This is a genomic window from Synechococcus sp. MU1642 (genome assembly GCF_020514115.1).
Lineage (GTDB): Bacteria > Cyanobacteriota > Cyanobacteriia > PCC-6307 > Cyanobiaceae > Parasynechococcus.
Genome location: NZ_VTKZ01000003.1, coordinates 86,089 through 100,509, shown reverse-complemented (window position 1 = coordinate 100,509; position 14,421 = coordinate 86,089). Strand labels below are relative to the sequence as shown.

Sequence of the window (14,421 nt, the reverse complement as noted above, 5' to 3'; positions counted from 1 at the left end):
CGCTTTCAGGACGTGATGGCCGCCACACAGCTGATTCCTGTGATCCTCTGCGGAGGAACCGGCACACGGCTGTGGCCGCTCTCACGGGCTAGTTACCCCAAGCAATACTGGCCATTGAGTGGCGACAGCGACGCGACTCTGCTGCAACTGACCCAGCAACGGCTCCATGGTCTGGAGGCCCTGGCGTCTCCTCTACTGATCTGCAACGAAGACCACCGTTTCATTGTGGCCGAGCAGATGCGACAGATCGGGATCGAACCGACCGCGATATTGCTTGAGCCGATGGGCCGCAACACTGCCCCGGCAGTAACGGTGGCCGCACTACAGGCCACTGCCGATGGCGAAGATCCTCTGATGCTTGTGCTAGCGGCGGATCACCTGATCCGCGATGCCGCCCAATTCCGACAAGCCATCAACGCCGGCCGTAGGCCCGCCGAAGAAGGGCGCCTGGTGACCTTTGGAATCGTTCCAACGGCACCGGAAACCGGCTACGGCTACATCGAGGCCAGCGAACCGTTCTCCCTTGATGGACCCTCGCATGTACCGATCAAGCGCTTTGTAGAGAAGCCCGATCAGGCCACAGCAGAACAGTTTTTGGCGACCGGCCGCTTCACTTGGAACAGCGGCATGTTCCTGTTCCGCGCAAGCGCCATGCTGGCTGAATTAGAGCGGCTGGCTCCAGATTTGGTGAGCTGCTGCCGAGCAGCTCTCGAGCAAGACACGGCTGACCTGGAATTCCATCGGCTGGAGCGGGAAGCATTTGCGAAGTGCCCCAACGTGGCCATAGACGTAGCTGTGATGGAAAAAACAAAACTAGGCAGTGTGCTTCCGCTGGATGCAGGCTGGAGCGACGTCGGCAGCTGGAGCGCGCTCTGGGAAACCTCAGAACAACGGGATTCCCAAGGAAATGTGCTGCAGGGCCACGTGATCGCCGAGGGCAGCCGCGACTGCTATCTGCGGAGCGAACACCGTCTAGTGGTTGGGCTGGGGGTTGAAAACCTGGTAGTGGTGGAAACCGACGATGCCGTCTTAATTGCGGATCGCTCCAAAGCCCAAGAGATCAAGACCGTGGTGAAGCAACTGGAGGCCGCGGGCAGTCCAGAGGGCAAGGCGCATCGAAAGATATATCGCCCCTGGGGTCACTACACCGGTGTCGTTGAAGACAACCGCTGGCAGGTGAAGCGAATTTCAGTGAAACCCGGCGCGAGCCTCTCATTGCAAATGCATCACCATCGTGCTGAACACTGGGTTGTGGTGAAGGGCACGGCCCTGGTGGAACGCGATGGCGAAGAGCAACTGTTGGGGGAAAACCAGAGCACCTACATCCCAATGGGATGCAAACACCGTCTATCTAACCCAGGCCGGATCCCGGTGGAACTGATCGAGATCCAGAGCGGCACGTATCTCGGCGAAGACGACATCGTGCGCTTCCAAGACCGTTATGGCCGTAGTGATATGAGAATTAATGTGAGCTGAGGATCACTCCACTGTCACGCTTTTGGCCAGGTTGCGGGGTTGATCCACATCCAGGCCTCGATGGGCGGCGATGTGATAGCTAAGCAATTGCATAGGCACCACGGTGAGCAAGGGGCTGATCCATTCGCTGACCGAGGGCACTGGCAAAAGTTCATCAAACAGATCGGTGTCGGGCCCCTGGGGAGCAATACCGATTAATTGGGCATCGCGGGCCTTGGCCTCCTGCGCATTACTGAGTACCTTCTCAAAAACCAGACCGGGCACGGCGATCGACACCACCGGCACGTGGGAATCCAGCAAGGCAATCGGACCATGCTTCATCTCACCGGCGGGGTAGCCCTCGGCATGTATGTAACTGATCTCCTTGAGTTTCAACGCCCCCTCGAGGGCGATCGGATAGTTGATTCCCCGCCCGAGAAAAATGACATCTTGGGTGTCGGCGAAGCGATGGGCTAGCGACTCGGAACGCTGATCGTGCAAATCCACCAACTGCCGCAACTGCCGGGGCAAGCTGCGCAACTCATCCGCCAGAACCTTGATCTCCGCTGCGGAGCGAGACCCACGACGGGCGGCAAACGCCATCGCTAGGCCATAGAAGGCCAGCAGCTGGCCGAGGAACGTCTTCGTGGCCGCCACGCCAACTTCAATGCCGGCCCCGATATCGAGAATGTGCGAAACCTGACGTGAGAGGGAGCTTTCCGGACGGTTGGTCACTCCCAATTGACGGGGAGCAAACGCTGGATCCCCATTGGCCAAGCGCCGCTCCGCCTCCATGGCCAGAGCAGCCAGGGTGTCTGCCGTTTCACCAGACTGCGTCACACCGATGGTGAGGGTGTGGGGGGCCAGCGGCGGCGGCGCATAGCGAAATTCACTGGCGTAGTGCACCGACGTGGGTATCCCAGCGAACTGCTCCAGCAAATAAGCACCCACCATCGCGGCATGGCGGCTGGTGCCGCAGGCCAGGATCTGAATCTGCTCAATGCCGGCATAGAAGGCTTCATCCATCGGCAGCGCCACCGGCTGCTCGGCTGATATGCCCTGGGGCAGATGGCGCGCCACCCAAAGTTCTGCGGTCTCCGGTTGCTCATGGATTTCCTTGAGCATGAAGTGACGGAACTCCCTCTTGTCCGCCACGTGGTCCACACCGCTGAGCTGGGTGGGCATGCGTTGCTGGCGCGCTCCTGCCGCGTCGTAGAGCTCAACGCCAAGGGGTGAGAGCAAAGCCACCTCGCCGTCTTCCATCGGGAGGATCGTGCGGGTGAAGCCCGCCAGGGCCGGCGTGTCGCTGGCACAGAGGAACTCCCCTTCCCCCAAGCCGATCAACAGCGGTGCAGCCTTGCGGGCCACCACCAAAGCCCCCGGCGCCTGATCCCAGATGACCGCCAGGGCATAGGCCCCCTGCAGCTGGGGCAATACCCGCTGCAAAGCCTCCAGCAACAAGCCACCCCCGGGTGTTCCAGCTTCGGCTTGTAGTTGCTGCAGCTCCGCTGCCAGCAAGTGAGGAATCACCTCGGTGTCGGTCTCCGACTGGAAGACCACCCCGGCAGCTTCCAGCTGCTCCCGCAGGGCACGATGATTTTCAATGATTCCGTTCTGCACCACAGCCACCGCCCCGTCAGTACTGCGGTGCGGGTGGGCATTGCGCACTTCCGGTTTGCCGTGGGTGGCCCAACGGGTATGGCCGATTCCGCATCGGCCGGGTGCCCCCTCTGCTTCAAAAGAGGCGGTGAGGTTGCGCAGCTTGCCTTTGGCCCGCAGGCAGGTCAGCTGCCCCTGGGCTGCCACCGTGGCGATCCCAGCCGAGTCGTAACCGCGGTACTCCAACTGCCGCAGGCCCTCCAGAAGCTGAGGCGCCGCTTCTCGGGAACCCACCAGGGCAACGATTCCGCACATACAAAAAAAGCCCGGCTGAAGCCGGGCCGAGCTTATGAGGTGAAACGGGGCAAATCAGTAGGCCAGACCCATGGAGCGAGTTGTTTCGTCTCCCAGGTAAACGCGGATGCTGAGGAAGTCGGTGGGGCAGGCCGTTTCACAACGCTTGCAACCAACGCAATCTTCGGTGCGGGGGGATGAAGCGATCTGGCCGGCCTTGCAGCCGTCCCAGGGCACCATCTCAAGCACGTCGAGAGGGCAGGCACGCACACATTGGGTGCAGCCGATGCAGGTGTCGTAGATCTTGACGGCGTGGGACATGTGCCCGATGCATACGAAGGCTTGCGGCAAACGTACCCGTCCCTCGGGGGTCCATGGCCAGGCCGTCACCGTTGTTAACGGCGCAGTCGTTGGTGTGGAGACACTGAAGGCGTGCCCGTAGGATGCAGCGTCCCGTTGCCACGGCTATGTCCCAGGAAGCGATTCTCGAAAAGGTGCGCTCGATCGTTGCGGAGCAACTGAGCGTTGACTCCGGCGAAGTGAAGCCCGAATCCAACTTCCAGAACGATCTGGGTGCTGATTCTCTGGACACCGTGGAGCTCGTGATGGCCCTGGAAGAGGCCTTCGACATCGAGATTCCCGACGAAGCCGCTGAAGGCATCACCACCGTTGGGGACGCCGTCAAGTACATCGAAGACAAGCAGGCCTGAGCAACGCAATGGTGGATGGTCTCCATCGCGTCGTCATCACCGGCCTCGGCGCGGTCACACCGATCGGCAACACGGTTCAGGACTACTGGAACGGCCTCACCTCCGGCAAGAACGGAGTTGAAGCCATCACCCTGTTCGATGCATCCGAGCACGCCTGTCGCTTTGCGGCGGAGGTGAAGGATTTCGATCCTTCCGGCTTCATCGAACCGAAGGAAGCCAAGCGCTGGGATCGGTTCTGCAAGTTCGGCGTCGTAGCGGCCAAACAGGCTGTGGCTCATGCCGGCCTTGAGATCAACGATGCGAACGCAAATCGAATCGGCACGATCATCGGCTCCGGTGTCGGCGGTCTGCTGACGATGGAGACCCAAGCCCACGTGCTTGAGGGTCGTGGACCTGGACGGGTGAGCCCGTTCACGGTTCCAATGATGATTCCCAACATGGCCACTGGCCTTGCTGCCATTGCACTGGGCACCAAGGGGCCCAGCTCCGCAGTGGCTACCGCATGCGCTGCCGGCTCCAATGCGATTGGCGATGCCTTCCGGCTGCTGCAGCTGGGAAAGGCTGACGCGATGGTGTGCGGTGGCGCCGAATCGGCGATAACTCCCCTGGGGGTGGCCGGCTTCGCCAGCGCCAAGGCCCTATCGTTCCGCAACGACGATCCTGCGACGGCCAGCCGTCCGTTCGATAAGGAGCGGGATGGCTTTGTGATCGGGGAGGGTGCCGGCGTGCTGGTGCTTGAAACCCTCGAGCACGCCCAGGCCCGTGGCGCCACGATCCTCGGCGAAGTTGTGGGTTACGGCATGACTTGCGATGCCCACCACATCACCTCACCCACACCGGGTGGTGTGGGTGGTGCCGAGGCCATGCGCCTGGCCCTGGCCGATGGCGGCATTGATCCTTCGGAAATTGACTACGTCAACGCCCACGGCACAAGCACCCCGGCAAACGACAAGAACGAAACCTCGGCGATTAAGAGCGCCCTGGGCGACCGAGCGCTACAGATTCCAGTGAGCTCCACCAAATCAATGACCGGTCACCTGCTGGGTGGCTCCGGCGGCATCGAGGCCGTGGCCTGTGTGCTGGCGCTGCAACACGGCGTCGTGCCCCCCACGAGCAACCACACCACCCCGGATCCCGACTGTGATCTGGATGTCGTGCCGAATACGGCGCGGGATCAGACACTCGGGACCGTCTTGTCCAACTCCTTCGGCTTCGGCGGCCACAACGTCTGCCTGGCTTTCAAACGCGCCAGCTGAGCCTCCGCGCTCACGCCGTGCGTCAAAATCGCTCCAACTTTTCCCTCTAACACCATGGTCGCTGCGCCCGCGTCACTCGACACGCTCTGCATCAACAGCATTCGGATGCTGGCTGTCGACGCCATCAACAAGTCCAACAGCGGCCACCCCGGCCTGCCAATGGGCTGCGCACCCATGGGTTACGCGCTTTGGGACAAGTTCCTCAAGCACAACCCCAAGAACCCCAAGTGGTTCAACCGCGACCGCTTCGTGCTCTCGGCTGGCCACGGCTGCATGCTGCTCTATGCGCTGCTGCACCTCACTGGCTACGACTCGGTGACGATCGAAGACGTCAAGCAGTTCCGCCAGTGGGGCTCCAAGACTCCCGGTCACCCCGAAACCTTTGAAACCCCCGGGGTTGAGGTGACCACCGGCCCCCTGGGTGCCGGCATCTCCAACGCTGTGGGTCTGGCCATCGCTGAATCCCATCTAGCCGCCAAGTTCAACAAGGCCGATACCACCGTGGTGGATCACTACACCTACGTGGTGATGGGTGACGGCTGTAACCAAGAAGGCGTCTCCTCAGAGGCAGCCTCCCTTGCCGGCCACCTGAAGCTGGGCAAGCTGATCGCCCTTTACGACGACAACAGCATCACCATCGATGGCCGCACCGATGTGTCCTTCACAGAGGACGTTCTGAAGCGTTACGAGGCCTACGGCTGGCACGTGCAGCACGTGGCCGAGGGCAACACTGATGTGGATGGCATCGCCAAGGCGATCGAAGCCGCTAAGGCCGTCACTGATAAGCCATCGATCATCAAGGTGACCACCATCATCGGCTACGGCTCCCCCAACAAGGCCGACACCGCGGGTGTTCACGGTGCTGCTCTGGGTGAAGAGGAAGCCGCACTAACCCGTCAGCAACTGGGTTGGGACTACGCCCCCTTCGAAATCCCCCAGGACGCCTACGACCAGTTCCGCAAGGCAATCGACCGCGGCGCCAGCCTCGAGGCTGAGTGGAACCAGACCCTGGCTGCTTACCGCACCAAGTACCCCACGGAAGCCGCCGAATTCGAGCGGATGCTGCGCGGTGAGCTGCCCGAGGGTTGGGACAAGGACCTGCCCACCTACACCCCGGAAGATGGTGGCCTGGCCACCCGCAAGCACTCCCAGATCTGCCTGGGTGCATTGGGTCCCAACCTGCCCGAACTCATTGGCGGCTCCGCTGACCTCACCCATTCCAATTACACGGACATCAAGGGCGAGACCGGCTCCTATCAGGCCAGCAGCCCCGAAAAGCGCTATCTGCACTTCGGTGTGCGCGAACACGCCATGGCGGCCATCCTCAACGGCATTGCGTATCACAACAGTGGTTTGATCCCTTACGGCGGCACCTTCCTGGTGTTTGCCGACTACATGCGCGGCTCCATGCGCCTGTCTGCCCTGAGCATGCTGGGTGTGATTTACGTGCTCACCCACGACTCGATCGGCGTCGGCGAAGACGGCCCCACCCACCAGCCGATCGAAACCATCCCATCGCTCCGCGCGATGCCAGGGATGTTGGTGTTCCGCCCTGGCGACGGCAACGAAACCAGTGGTGCATACAAGGTGGCGATCCAAAACCGAAATCGTCCCAGCTCCCTCTGCCTCAGCCGTCAGGGCATGGCCAACCAGGCCAACTCCTCGATCGAAAAGGTGGCACTAGGCGGTTACGTGCTCGAGGACTGCGCAGGCACCCCTGATCTGATCCTGATCGGCACCGGCACAGAGCTTGACCTCTGCGTCCAAGCCGCCAAGCAACTCACCGCCGAAGGCCAGAAAGTGCGCGTGGTATCCATGCCCTGCGTCGAACTGTTCGACGAGCAAACCGACACCTACAAGGAAGAGGTGCTCCCCAACGCCGTGCGCAAGCGCATGGTGGTGGAAGCGGCTGAATCCTTTGGCTGGCACCGTTTCATCGGTCTCGATGGCGACAGCGTCACCATGAACCGCTTCGGTGCTTCAGCTCCCGGCGGCACCTGCCTCAAGGAATTTGGCTTCACGGTAGAGAACGTGGTAGCCAAAGCCAAGGCTCTGCTCGGCTGATCACCAGAACACTTCAACGACAAAGCCTCCTGCTTCGGCAGGGGGTCTTTTTTTATGCCATAAGCCAATGGCCTTACACAAAAAACCCGACGTCCAAGAGGACGCCGGGCCAACAGCTGAATTCAGACAACGCAATCAATCAGCTTTGTCGAGCTTGACCGGAGTGAGCTCTGCAGCGCCAGATTTGGTTTCGAGCACCTTTTCCAGACCTTCGAGATCCTCATCGGTGATCTTGGTCTGCATCGGACAGTGCTTCGGTCCGCACATGGAACAGAACTCAGCCTGCTTGTAGATATCAGCAGGCAAGGTTTCGTCGTGATATTCCTTGGCCCTCTCTGGGTCCAAGGACAGCTCAAACTGCTTGTTCCAGTCGAAGTTGTAGCGGGCCCGGCTGAGCTCGTCGTCACGATCACGGGCGCCGGGACGGTGTCGCGCAATGTCGGCCGCATGTGCAGCGATCTTGTAGGCGATCAGGCCTTCTCGCACATCCTCAGCGTTGGGCAGACCGAGGTGCTCCTTCGGCGTCACATAACAGAGCATCGCCGTGCCATGCCAACCAGCCATGGCCGCGCCGATGGCTGAGGTGATGTGGTCGTAACCAGGGGCAATGTCTGTAACCAGGGGACCGAGCACATAGAAAGGCGCTTCGCTGCACTCCTCCATCTGCTTCTTCACGTTGAACTCGATCTGATCGAGGGGCACATGACCAGGGCCTTCGACCATCACCTGAACATCGTGTTTCCAGGCGCGACGCGTCAGTTCGCCAAGTGTGTGCAGTTCAGCCAGTTGAGCGGCGTCAGACGCATCGTGCTGGCAACCGGGGCGCAGCGAATCACCGAGGGAGAAGGTGCAGTCGTAGCGCTTGAAGATCTCGCAGATGTCGTCAAACCGCGTGTAGAGGGGGTTCTGACGGTGGTGATAGAGCATCCACTGGGCCAGGATGCCGCCGCCACGGCTAACGATGCCGGTGATGCGGCCTTTCACCTTGGGTAGGTGCTCAATCAGCAGGCCTGCGTGGATGGTCTGGTAATCAACGCCCTGCTGGCAGTGCTTCTCGATGATGTGGAGGAAGTCGTCTTCATCGAGCTTCTCGATCGAGCCGTGGACGCTCTCGAGGGCCTGATAGACCGGCACGGTGCCGATCGGCACTGGAGATGCACCGATGATCGCGGTGCGCACTTCATCGAGGTTGACGCCGCCAGTGGAGAGATCCATCACGGTGTCGGCGCCATACTTCACCGCCAGCTTCAGCTTCTTCACCTCCTCGGCAGCATCAGACGCATTGGGAGAGGCGCCAATATTGGCGTTCACCTTGCACTTGCTGGCAATGCCGATCGCCATCGGCTCCAGATTGGTGTGGTTGATGTTGGCCGGGATGATCATCCGTCCCCGGGCCACTTCTTCCATTACCAGCGACTCGGGCAGGTTCTCCCGCTTCGCCACATGGGCCATTTCTTCAGTCACCACGCCCTGGCGGGCGTAGTGCATCTGAGAGACGTTGGCCTGACCCTTACGGGACTCAACCCAGGAAGCGCGCATGATCTGAGGTGCGACGGACAGCCCAGGGGTCGACGTTTGGCCGTGGATCACGCTCAGACACTTCCCTGCGCCGGCATGACCCGGAATCAGGTTCGGAGGGTGTGATCTCAGTCCAAGTTCATGATGAAACCCGGACACCCCTAGTGATGGTTGAACGCTAGCAAGCGTTGCCCAGCCGCGTTCAGCTGACCTGCAAACCATTGAGCACGGCAGCCACTACGCGGTGATCGCTGTCCTGCTGCAGGGAGTGCAACAGGCCTCTGGCCTGCACCGCGATGGGGTCGCTGCCCCCTTCCCGGACAATCCGACTGAGGATCTCGGCTCCACTGACCCGCACGATGGCGTCAGCATCAACAATGGCCATGGTGGCCAGCTCCAGCAGCCAGGTGAGATCGATCTCCGGCTGTTCTGCCAGGGCCGACAAGATGCTGCAGCGCACCAACCAGGCGGCATCAGCTTCAAAAGCCAAGCGCAGCAAGGGCCAGGCCCGCTCCACCCCATAGCTGGCTAAGGCATTGGCCGCTTCAGCCCGCACATTCGGGTCCTCATCAGCCCTGACCAACGCACTCAGAACATTCCAGCCCTGCTCAGTGCGCTTGTAGCCAAGACCGCTGCAACTCAAGGAGCGCACCAGAAAGGGCTTTTGCTCGGTGCCCAACACCAACAACGGCACCGCCTCAGCATCGGGACAATGGCGCAGCTGAGTGATCGCGGGCATCGCCTTCACGGGATCACCACTGGCAATGGCCTGGCGAACCTCTTCGAGATTAGGACTTTGCGGATGGGTCTCGCTCATGGGTTGCCGCCGGGGATGCGCGCCCGCTGAAGATCGGCCAACAGCCTGGCGCGGCGGCGCTGCCGACCGAGGGCGCTGCTAATGATGAGACCCGAACCCACAAGCACCGCAGGGAGCACCTGCACCCGGTCCTTACCCTGACGCTGGTTTGTGGCCAGCAACGCGAGCAGGACCAGCAACGGAGCCCCAAGAGAAACCCAAATCAGCGCACGACGTTGGTTCATGCCGAGGTGTTCTCCTTGATCCACGCCAGCACGGTGGCTGTGAGCACCGCAATGCCAACACCGAGGGCGTCTTCCTCCAGCGCGAAAGCTCCGTTATGCAGCGGCGCACACCCTTCGGGCCCAGCCACCCCCAGCCGCACCATCATTCCCGGCACATCCCGAAGCAGCTCAGCAAAGTCTTCGGCCCCCAGGGAGGGTTGTTCTACGGGGAGCACCTTGTCGCGGCCCAGACAATCCACTGCACAACGTTCGAGCAAGGTCGTGAGCTCCGGGTCGTTGTGCACCGGTGGTGCAATGCAGCGGTAATTGACCACAGCCGAACCACCGCCGCTGGCACAGATTCCCTGCACCGTCTCATCGATCCAGTCCGGCAGCAGGGCGTGCTGCTGCAGATCCAGACAGCGCACCGTGCCCAGCAAACGCACCTGATCGGCAATCACGTTGAAGGCACGACCACCCTCCACCTTGCCGAAACTGATCACCACCGGATGCAATGCATCCAAGCGGCGGGCGATGGTCTGCTGAAGCTCTGTGATCACCCGAGCAGCCAGCCAAACAGCATCCACCGACTGATGGGGACGGGCACCATGGCCGCCCTCTCCCTGCACCAGGATTTCCAGCTCGCCGGCCGCCGCCGTGAGACAGCCCCGCCGGATCCCCACGGTGCCCACCGGAAGATTCGGGACCACATGCACGCCATACAAAGCATTGAGGCCCTCCACCGCCCCCGCATCCCGCATCCACACCGCCCCCTGGGCCAGCTCTTCGGCGGGTTGAAACAGCAAGCGCACCCGAGCCGACAAACTCGGCTCCTGGGCCAGCAAACGCGCCACCCCCAGGCCCGTGCAGGTGTGCAAATCATGGCCGCAGGCATGCATCAAGCCCTGGCGGGTGGAGGCATAGGGCAGACCGGTGCGCTCCTCCACCGGCAAGGCATCCATGTCCACCCGTAAGCCCACCGTGGGGCCGTGGTCAGGACCCAATTCGGCCAGCACCCCCGTGCGGCCAACACCCTCGCGCACACGCCAACCCAACTGACGCAATTCACCGGCCACCAGCGCAGCCGTCTGGTGTTCTTCACCGCTGAGTTCAGGGTGGGCATGCAGATGCCGGCGCAGCTCCAGCAGCTCAGGCAGCTCACGGCTGAGTCGATCGGAAAGGGCCGCCACCTGGGTCATCTCAAGACGCCTCCAAGGCCAGGAACGCCATCAGGTCCGCCGTCGGCTGCGGTGGCCAGCGGCGCACCTGCTGCAGCCAGTCGGCCTGGCGGTAACGCTGATCCAGCCCGGCCGCCGCGGCCCAGTGGCTTTCGGCTTCACCACTGGATCCTTCACGCCAGAGCAGGCCGCTAAGGGCCGCCCGAGCGTCGGCGAACAAGGGATAGCGACGAATCAGTTTGCGCAATTCCGCCTCCGCCCAATCGAGGTCTCCCCCTTGCCAGGCCGCCAGGGCCTCGCTTGAGCGAGCCATGGCGAAGCCGGGGCGAGCGAAGGCCGCTTGGCCATAAAGCTCTCGCGCCCCAGGCCAGTCCCCTTGCGAGCCGCGCACATTGGCCAGGTTGTAGAGGGCTGAGGCATCCTGCGGATCACGCTCCAAGATCCACAGATAGTCCTCCGCGGCAGCAGACCAGTCCTGAAGCGCTTCCTCTGCCGTGCCCCGGTTCAGATGCGGGTCGCTTTCCTCAGGCGCCAGATCAATCGAAGCGCTCTGATCTTTGATGGCCCCAGACACATCCCCCAGGGCCAGACGCACATTGCCGCGGTTGCTCAGCGCTGCTGCGTCCTCTGGGGCCTGCTCCAGAAAGCGGTCCCACAGGGGCAGCGCCTCCACAAAATCCCCCTGACGGCTTGCTGTCAGCGCCTGTTCATAGAGACCCTGCAGGTCGAGGGCCTGCACCGGCAGGGCCAGCACAAGACTCAGCACCAGGACGAGAAACCAGTTCATGCTGTCTCGGCCAGATGACTGCGGGCCGCATCCGTAACCATCCGGCCGCGGGGAGTGCGCATCAGCAACCCCTGCTGCAGCAAAAACGGCTCCACCACAGTCTCCAAAGTGACGGGGTCGTCGCCAAGGGCAGCCGCCAGAGTCTCCAGACCCACTGGGCCGCCACCGTGTTGGTCGATCAGCAGCTGCAGCAAGCGCCGATCGCTGGCATCGAGGCCCCGATGATCAACACGGTGCAGGCTCAAGGCCTCTCCCACCAGTGCCTGATCAATGGCGCCACGGCTACCACCGCGCACGCTGGCCACATCCCGCACCCGGCGCAGCAGGCGGTTGGCAATCCTGGGCGTACCGCGGCAGGAGGCCGCAATGCTGCTGCGGGCCTGCGGTGTGAGGGTGACCCCGATCAGCCCGGCGGTACGCTCCACGATCGCTTCCAGATCATCCTGGCCGTAAAACTCCAACCGCTGGATCAGGCCAAACCTGTCCCGCAACGGGGAGCTCAGCGATCCGGCACGGGTGGTGGCACCTACGAGCGTGAACGGCGGCAAGTCGAGGGAACGGGTTCGTGCTGTGCTGCCCTTGCCCACGGTGAGATCAAGGCGACGGTCTTCCATCGCCGGGTAGAGCAGCTCCTCCGCCACGCGACTCAGGCGATGAATCTCGTCAATGAACAGCAGATCACGTGGCTGCAGGTTGACCAACAAACCAACGATGTCGCGCGGGCGTTCTAAGGCCGGTGCACTGGTGACCTTGCACTGCACCCCCATTTCCCCGGCCAACACCATGGCCATGGTGGTTTTGCCCAAACCCGGCGGGCCATAGAGCAGAACATGATCAAGAGCATCGCCGCGGCCAAGCGCCGCTTGCACCGCAATAACCAGCACCTGCTTGAGTTCGCTCTGACCGATGTAGTCGTCGAGGCGCTGAGGCCTCAACTGATCTTCCGGCCGACTCACCGCCTCTTCAGGAGCCGGCTGGGAGTCCACCAGCGCTTCAGGGCGGCGTGGTGGCTTGCGACCTGAACTGGAAGAGACAATCGCCATGCGGGCAGGGTACCCAGACCTGGATAGGGTCGGAAGACGCAGCCGCAGCCATGGCCAAGGGAGGAGCGAAAAAAGCAGCCGCAGCCGCAGCACGGGCCGCCGCCAATAGGATGCTGGCGGACAACCGACAGGCACGGCACCAGTACGAGATTCTCGAAACCCTGGAAACCGGCATCGAGCTGGTGGGCACCGAGGTGAAGTCGATCCGTAACGGCAAAGCCAACCTGCGCGATGGCTTCTGCCTGATCCGCAATGGAGAGCTTCAGCTGCACAACGTGCACATCTCACCCCACACCCACGCCGGGAGCTACTTCAACCACGACCCACTGCGCACCCGCAAACTGCTGGCCCATCGCCGTGAGATCGACAAACTGCGCGGCCTGGTGGATCAGAAAGGCCTGACGCTGATCCCCCTCAACATTCACCTAAAGGGGTCCTGGATCAAACTCACCATTGGTCTGGGCAAAGGTCGCAAGTTGCACGACAAGCGCGCCGCCGAAAAGGAAAAGCAATCCAAAAAGGATGTGAAAGCGGCGATGGAGCGCTACTGATCGAGCGGGTCCGCTCGACAAGACAGGGTGAACAGACTCGAAGAGACCCCTTGGTTGGTGACCAACACCTGCAGCGGCGAGCCCGCGTCCGGCGCAATCCGAGCAACCCGCAGGGGGCCACTCTCCTCCGCCACCTGCCCATTGACGCCGAACACCATCATCTGCATCAGCGGTGTGCCGTTGATGCCCAGGGCCACGGCATTACCTGCTGGAGCCTCCACCAGGACCAAACGCGCGCCACCGGCCGAGATACGCAACGACGTGTTGGTGGGTTCCAGCGGGCGCGCACTGAGCCGCACGATCTCGACTTCATCAAGGCTCTGAAGCGCCGCTGCAATCCAGAGCTGAAGGAAGGGGTCGGCGGGTTTCCGGCCGCGCATGGTCACCGGCAGCAGATCCTGGGCTCCAGCACTCACAAGATGCTCCACGACCCGCGGATGAACGCCCTGTTTCAACAGCGCCTGACGCGGCTGCTGCCAGTCCCCTGCCCTCAGACGCCCCAACTGGGCCCGAATCGCCGGCGGCAGCAAGGCAATCCGAGCCAGCCATTGCTCGGCCAGCTCGGTCCAGACCCTGCGAAACGGCGCATCCTGCTGCGACTCCGTGCTGAGCTGGCTGGCATCAACAAGCTCAATAAACCAACTGCGATCCACCTGCAGCATCCGCAAGCGGCTGTACAGCTGCTCACGTTGATCAAACTCCTCTGACGGCAATCTGACGGCAGGCTGCTGAACCGCACGATCAGGCGCAGTGTCGACGGGTGAACTGCGGGGAAGCAGGAACCATCCAATCGCGGAACCCACCAGCGCCAAAAGACCCAGAGCGATCACCACGGGCCAGAGACGACCCTCCGCTCCCTGCGCGCGAGCTTGCGCACGGCTTGTTCGCTGCGAATTTGTGGGCTCAGGCACGAGCGCAAATAAATGGAGGGCTGATGGTACCGATG

At 62.1% G+C, this 14,421-nt stretch carries 14 protein-coding genes and 1 riboswitch; of the genes, 5 read left to right on the top strand and 9 right to left on the bottom strand.

The genetic code is table 11. The annotated features are described in order from the left end of the window. Positions 1–15: 15 nt before the first annotated feature. Positions 16–1,476: a mannose-1-phosphate guanylyltransferase/mannose-6-phosphate isomerase gene (locus FZZ85_RS04520; RefSeq protein ID WP_226412654.1), complete on the top strand. Its 1,461-nt coding sequence runs from the start codon at positions 16–18 to the stop codon at positions 1,474–1,476. Positions 1,477–1,479: 3 nt separating this feature from the next. On the opposite strand, the gene glmS is transcribed toward FZZ85_RS04520, so the two are convergent. Together glmS and psaC are read right to left on the bottom strand one after the other, a co-directional pair. Continuing rightward, entirely contained in the window at positions 1,480–3,369 is a 1,890-nt protein-coding gene (gene glmS, locus FZZ85_RS04515) for a glutamine--fructose-6-phosphate transaminase (isomerizing) (RefSeq protein ID WP_226412652.1), read from the bottom strand. Positions 3,370–3,423: 54 nt separating this feature from the next. Next, positions 3,424–3,669, bottom strand: coding sequence for a photosystem I iron-sulfur center protein PsaC (gene psaC, locus FZZ85_RS04510; RefSeq protein WP_006850103.1), 246 nt, complete (start codon positions 3,667–3,669; stop codon positions 3,424–3,426). A 146-nt stretch (positions 3,670–3,815) separates the two neighbouring features. Here psaC and acpP point away from each other — a divergent pair, with 146 nt between their 5' ends. Genes acpP through tkt form a run of 3 tightly spaced genes read left to right on the top strand, consistent with a single transcriptional unit; the run spans position 3,816 to position 7,378 of the window. Then, positions 3,816–4,058, top strand: coding sequence for an acyl carrier protein (gene acpP, locus FZZ85_RS04505; protein ID WP_011363161.1), 243 nt, complete (start codon positions 3,816–3,818; stop codon positions 4,056–4,058). An 8-nt stretch (positions 4,059–4,066) separates the two neighbouring features. Further along, positions 4,067–5,314: a beta-ketoacyl-ACP synthase II gene (gene fabF / locus FZZ85_RS04500; protein ID WP_226412650.1), complete on the top strand. Its 1,248-nt coding sequence runs from the start codon at positions 4,067–4,069 to the stop codon at positions 5,312–5,314. A gap of 54 nt (positions 5,315–5,368) precedes the next feature. Next, positions 5,369–7,378 (top strand): transketolase, encoded by a 2,010-nt coding sequence (gene tkt / locus FZZ85_RS04495; protein ID WP_226412648.1) that lies wholly within the window; start codon positions 5,369–5,371, stop codon positions 7,376–7,378. 135 nt (positions 7,379–7,513) lie between these two features. Here tkt and thiC read toward each other — a convergent pair whose 3' ends face one another. The 6 genes from thiC to ruvB all read right to left on the bottom strand — a co-directional run bounded on the left by thiC (position 7,514) and on the right by ruvB (position 12,924). Next, positions 7,514–8,917: a phosphomethylpyrimidine synthase ThiC gene (gene thiC / locus FZZ85_RS04490; RefSeq protein ID WP_186494270.1), complete on the bottom strand. Its 1,404-nt coding sequence runs from the start codon at positions 8,915–8,917 to the stop codon at positions 7,514–7,516. 45 nt (positions 8,918–8,962) lie between these two features. Next, a riboswitch (TPP riboswitch) is annotated at positions 8,963–9,069 on the bottom strand. 29 nt (positions 9,070–9,098) lie between these two features. Continuing rightward, positions 9,099–9,713, bottom strand: a complete 615-nt coding sequence (locus FZZ85_RS04485) for a HEAT repeat domain-containing protein (RefSeq protein WP_226412646.1) — start codon at positions 9,711–9,713, stop codon at positions 9,099–9,101. Next, complete coding sequence (locus FZZ85_RS04480) at positions 9,710–9,937, bottom strand: DUF3188 domain-containing protein (protein ID WP_226412644.1); 228 nt, start codon at positions 9,935–9,937, stop codon at positions 9,710–9,712. The genes FZZ85_RS04485 and FZZ85_RS04480 overlap by 4 nt, the downstream gene beginning before the upstream one ends. Then, positions 9,934–11,115 (bottom strand): amidohydrolase, encoded by a 1,182-nt coding sequence (locus FZZ85_RS04475; RefSeq protein ID WP_226412642.1) that lies wholly within the window; start codon positions 11,113–11,115, stop codon positions 9,934–9,936. The genes FZZ85_RS04480 and FZZ85_RS04475 overlap by 4 nt, the downstream gene beginning before the upstream one ends. 1 nt (position 11,116) lies before the next feature. Beyond that, complete coding sequence (locus tag FZZ85_RS04470; RefSeq protein ID WP_226412640.1) at positions 11,117–11,881, bottom strand: tetratricopeptide repeat protein; 765 nt, start codon at positions 11,879–11,881, stop codon at positions 11,117–11,119. Then, the gene (ruvB, locus tag FZZ85_RS04465; RefSeq protein WP_226412638.1) at positions 11,878–12,924 is read right to left on the bottom strand and encodes a Holliday junction branch migration DNA helicase RuvB; all 1,047 of its coding nucleotides are present in this window, start codon (positions 12,922–12,924) and stop codon (positions 11,878–11,880) included. The genes FZZ85_RS04470 and ruvB overlap by 4 nt, the downstream gene beginning before the upstream one ends. A gap of 50 nt (positions 12,925–12,974) precedes the next feature. Between ruvB and smpB the strand changes: the two genes are divergently transcribed. Next, complete coding sequence (gene smpB, locus FZZ85_RS04460) at positions 12,975–13,475, top strand: SsrA-binding protein SmpB (RefSeq protein ID WP_115009647.1); 501 nt, start codon at positions 12,975–12,977, stop codon at positions 13,473–13,475. Here smpB and FZZ85_RS04455 read toward each other — a convergent pair. Beyond that, on the bottom strand, positions 13,469–14,386 hold the full coding sequence (locus FZZ85_RS04455) for a hypothetical protein (RefSeq protein WP_370631133.1): 918 nt from the start codon (positions 14,384–14,386) through the stop codon (positions 13,469–13,471). The genes smpB and FZZ85_RS04455 overlap by 7 nt on opposite strands. Positions 14,387–14,421 lie beyond the last annotated feature (35 nt).

Bases quoted from the DNA above. Each gene is read 5' to 3' on its own strand.
- FZZ85_RS04470 (WP_226412640.1), bottom strand. From the start codon at position 11,881: ATGAACTGGTTTCTCGTCCTGGTGCTGAGTCTTGTGCTGGCCCTGCCG.
- smpB (WP_115009647.1), top strand. From the start codon at position 12,975: ATGGCCAAGGGAGGAGCGAAAAAAGCAGCCGCAGCCGCAGCACGGGCC.
- FZZ85_RS04520 (WP_226412654.1), top strand. From the start codon at position 16: ATGGCCGCCACACAGCTGATTCCTGTGATCCTCTGCGGAGGAACCGGC.
- FZZ85_RS04475 (WP_226412642.1), bottom strand. From the start codon at position 11,115: ATGACCCAGGTGGCGGCCCTTTCCGATCGACTCAGCCGTGAGCTGCCT.
- psaC (WP_006850103.1), bottom strand. From the start codon at position 3,669: ATGTCCCACGCCGTCAAGATCTACGACACCTGCATCGGCTGCACCCAA.
- tkt (WP_226412648.1), top strand. From the start codon at position 5,369: ATGGTCGCTGCGCCCGCGTCACTCGACACGCTCTGCATCAACAGCATT.
- ruvB (WP_226412638.1), bottom strand. From the start codon at position 12,924: ATGGCGATTGTCTCTTCCAGTTCAGGTCGCAAGCCACCACGCCGCCCT.
- thiC (WP_186494270.1), bottom strand. From the start codon at position 8,917: ATGCGCGCTTCCTGGGTTGAGTCCCGTAAGGGTCAGGCCAACGTCTCT.
- acpP (WP_011363161.1), top strand. From the start codon at position 3,816: ATGTCCCAGGAAGCGATTCTCGAAAAGGTGCGCTCGATCGTTGCGGAG.
- fabF (WP_226412650.1), top strand. From the start codon at position 4,067: ATGGTGGATGGTCTCCATCGCGTCGTCATCACCGGCCTCGGCGCGGTC.
- glmS (WP_226412652.1), bottom strand. From the start codon at position 3,369: ATGTGCGGAATCGTTGCCCTGGTGGGTTCCCGAGAAGCGGCGCCTCAG.
- FZZ85_RS04485 (WP_226412646.1), bottom strand. From the start codon at position 9,713: ATGAGCGAGACCCATCCGCAAAGTCCTAATCTCGAAGAGGTTCGCCAG.
- FZZ85_RS04480 (WP_226412644.1), bottom strand. From the start codon at position 9,937: ATGAACCAACGTCGTGCGCTGATTTGGGTTTCTCTTGGGGCTCCGTTG.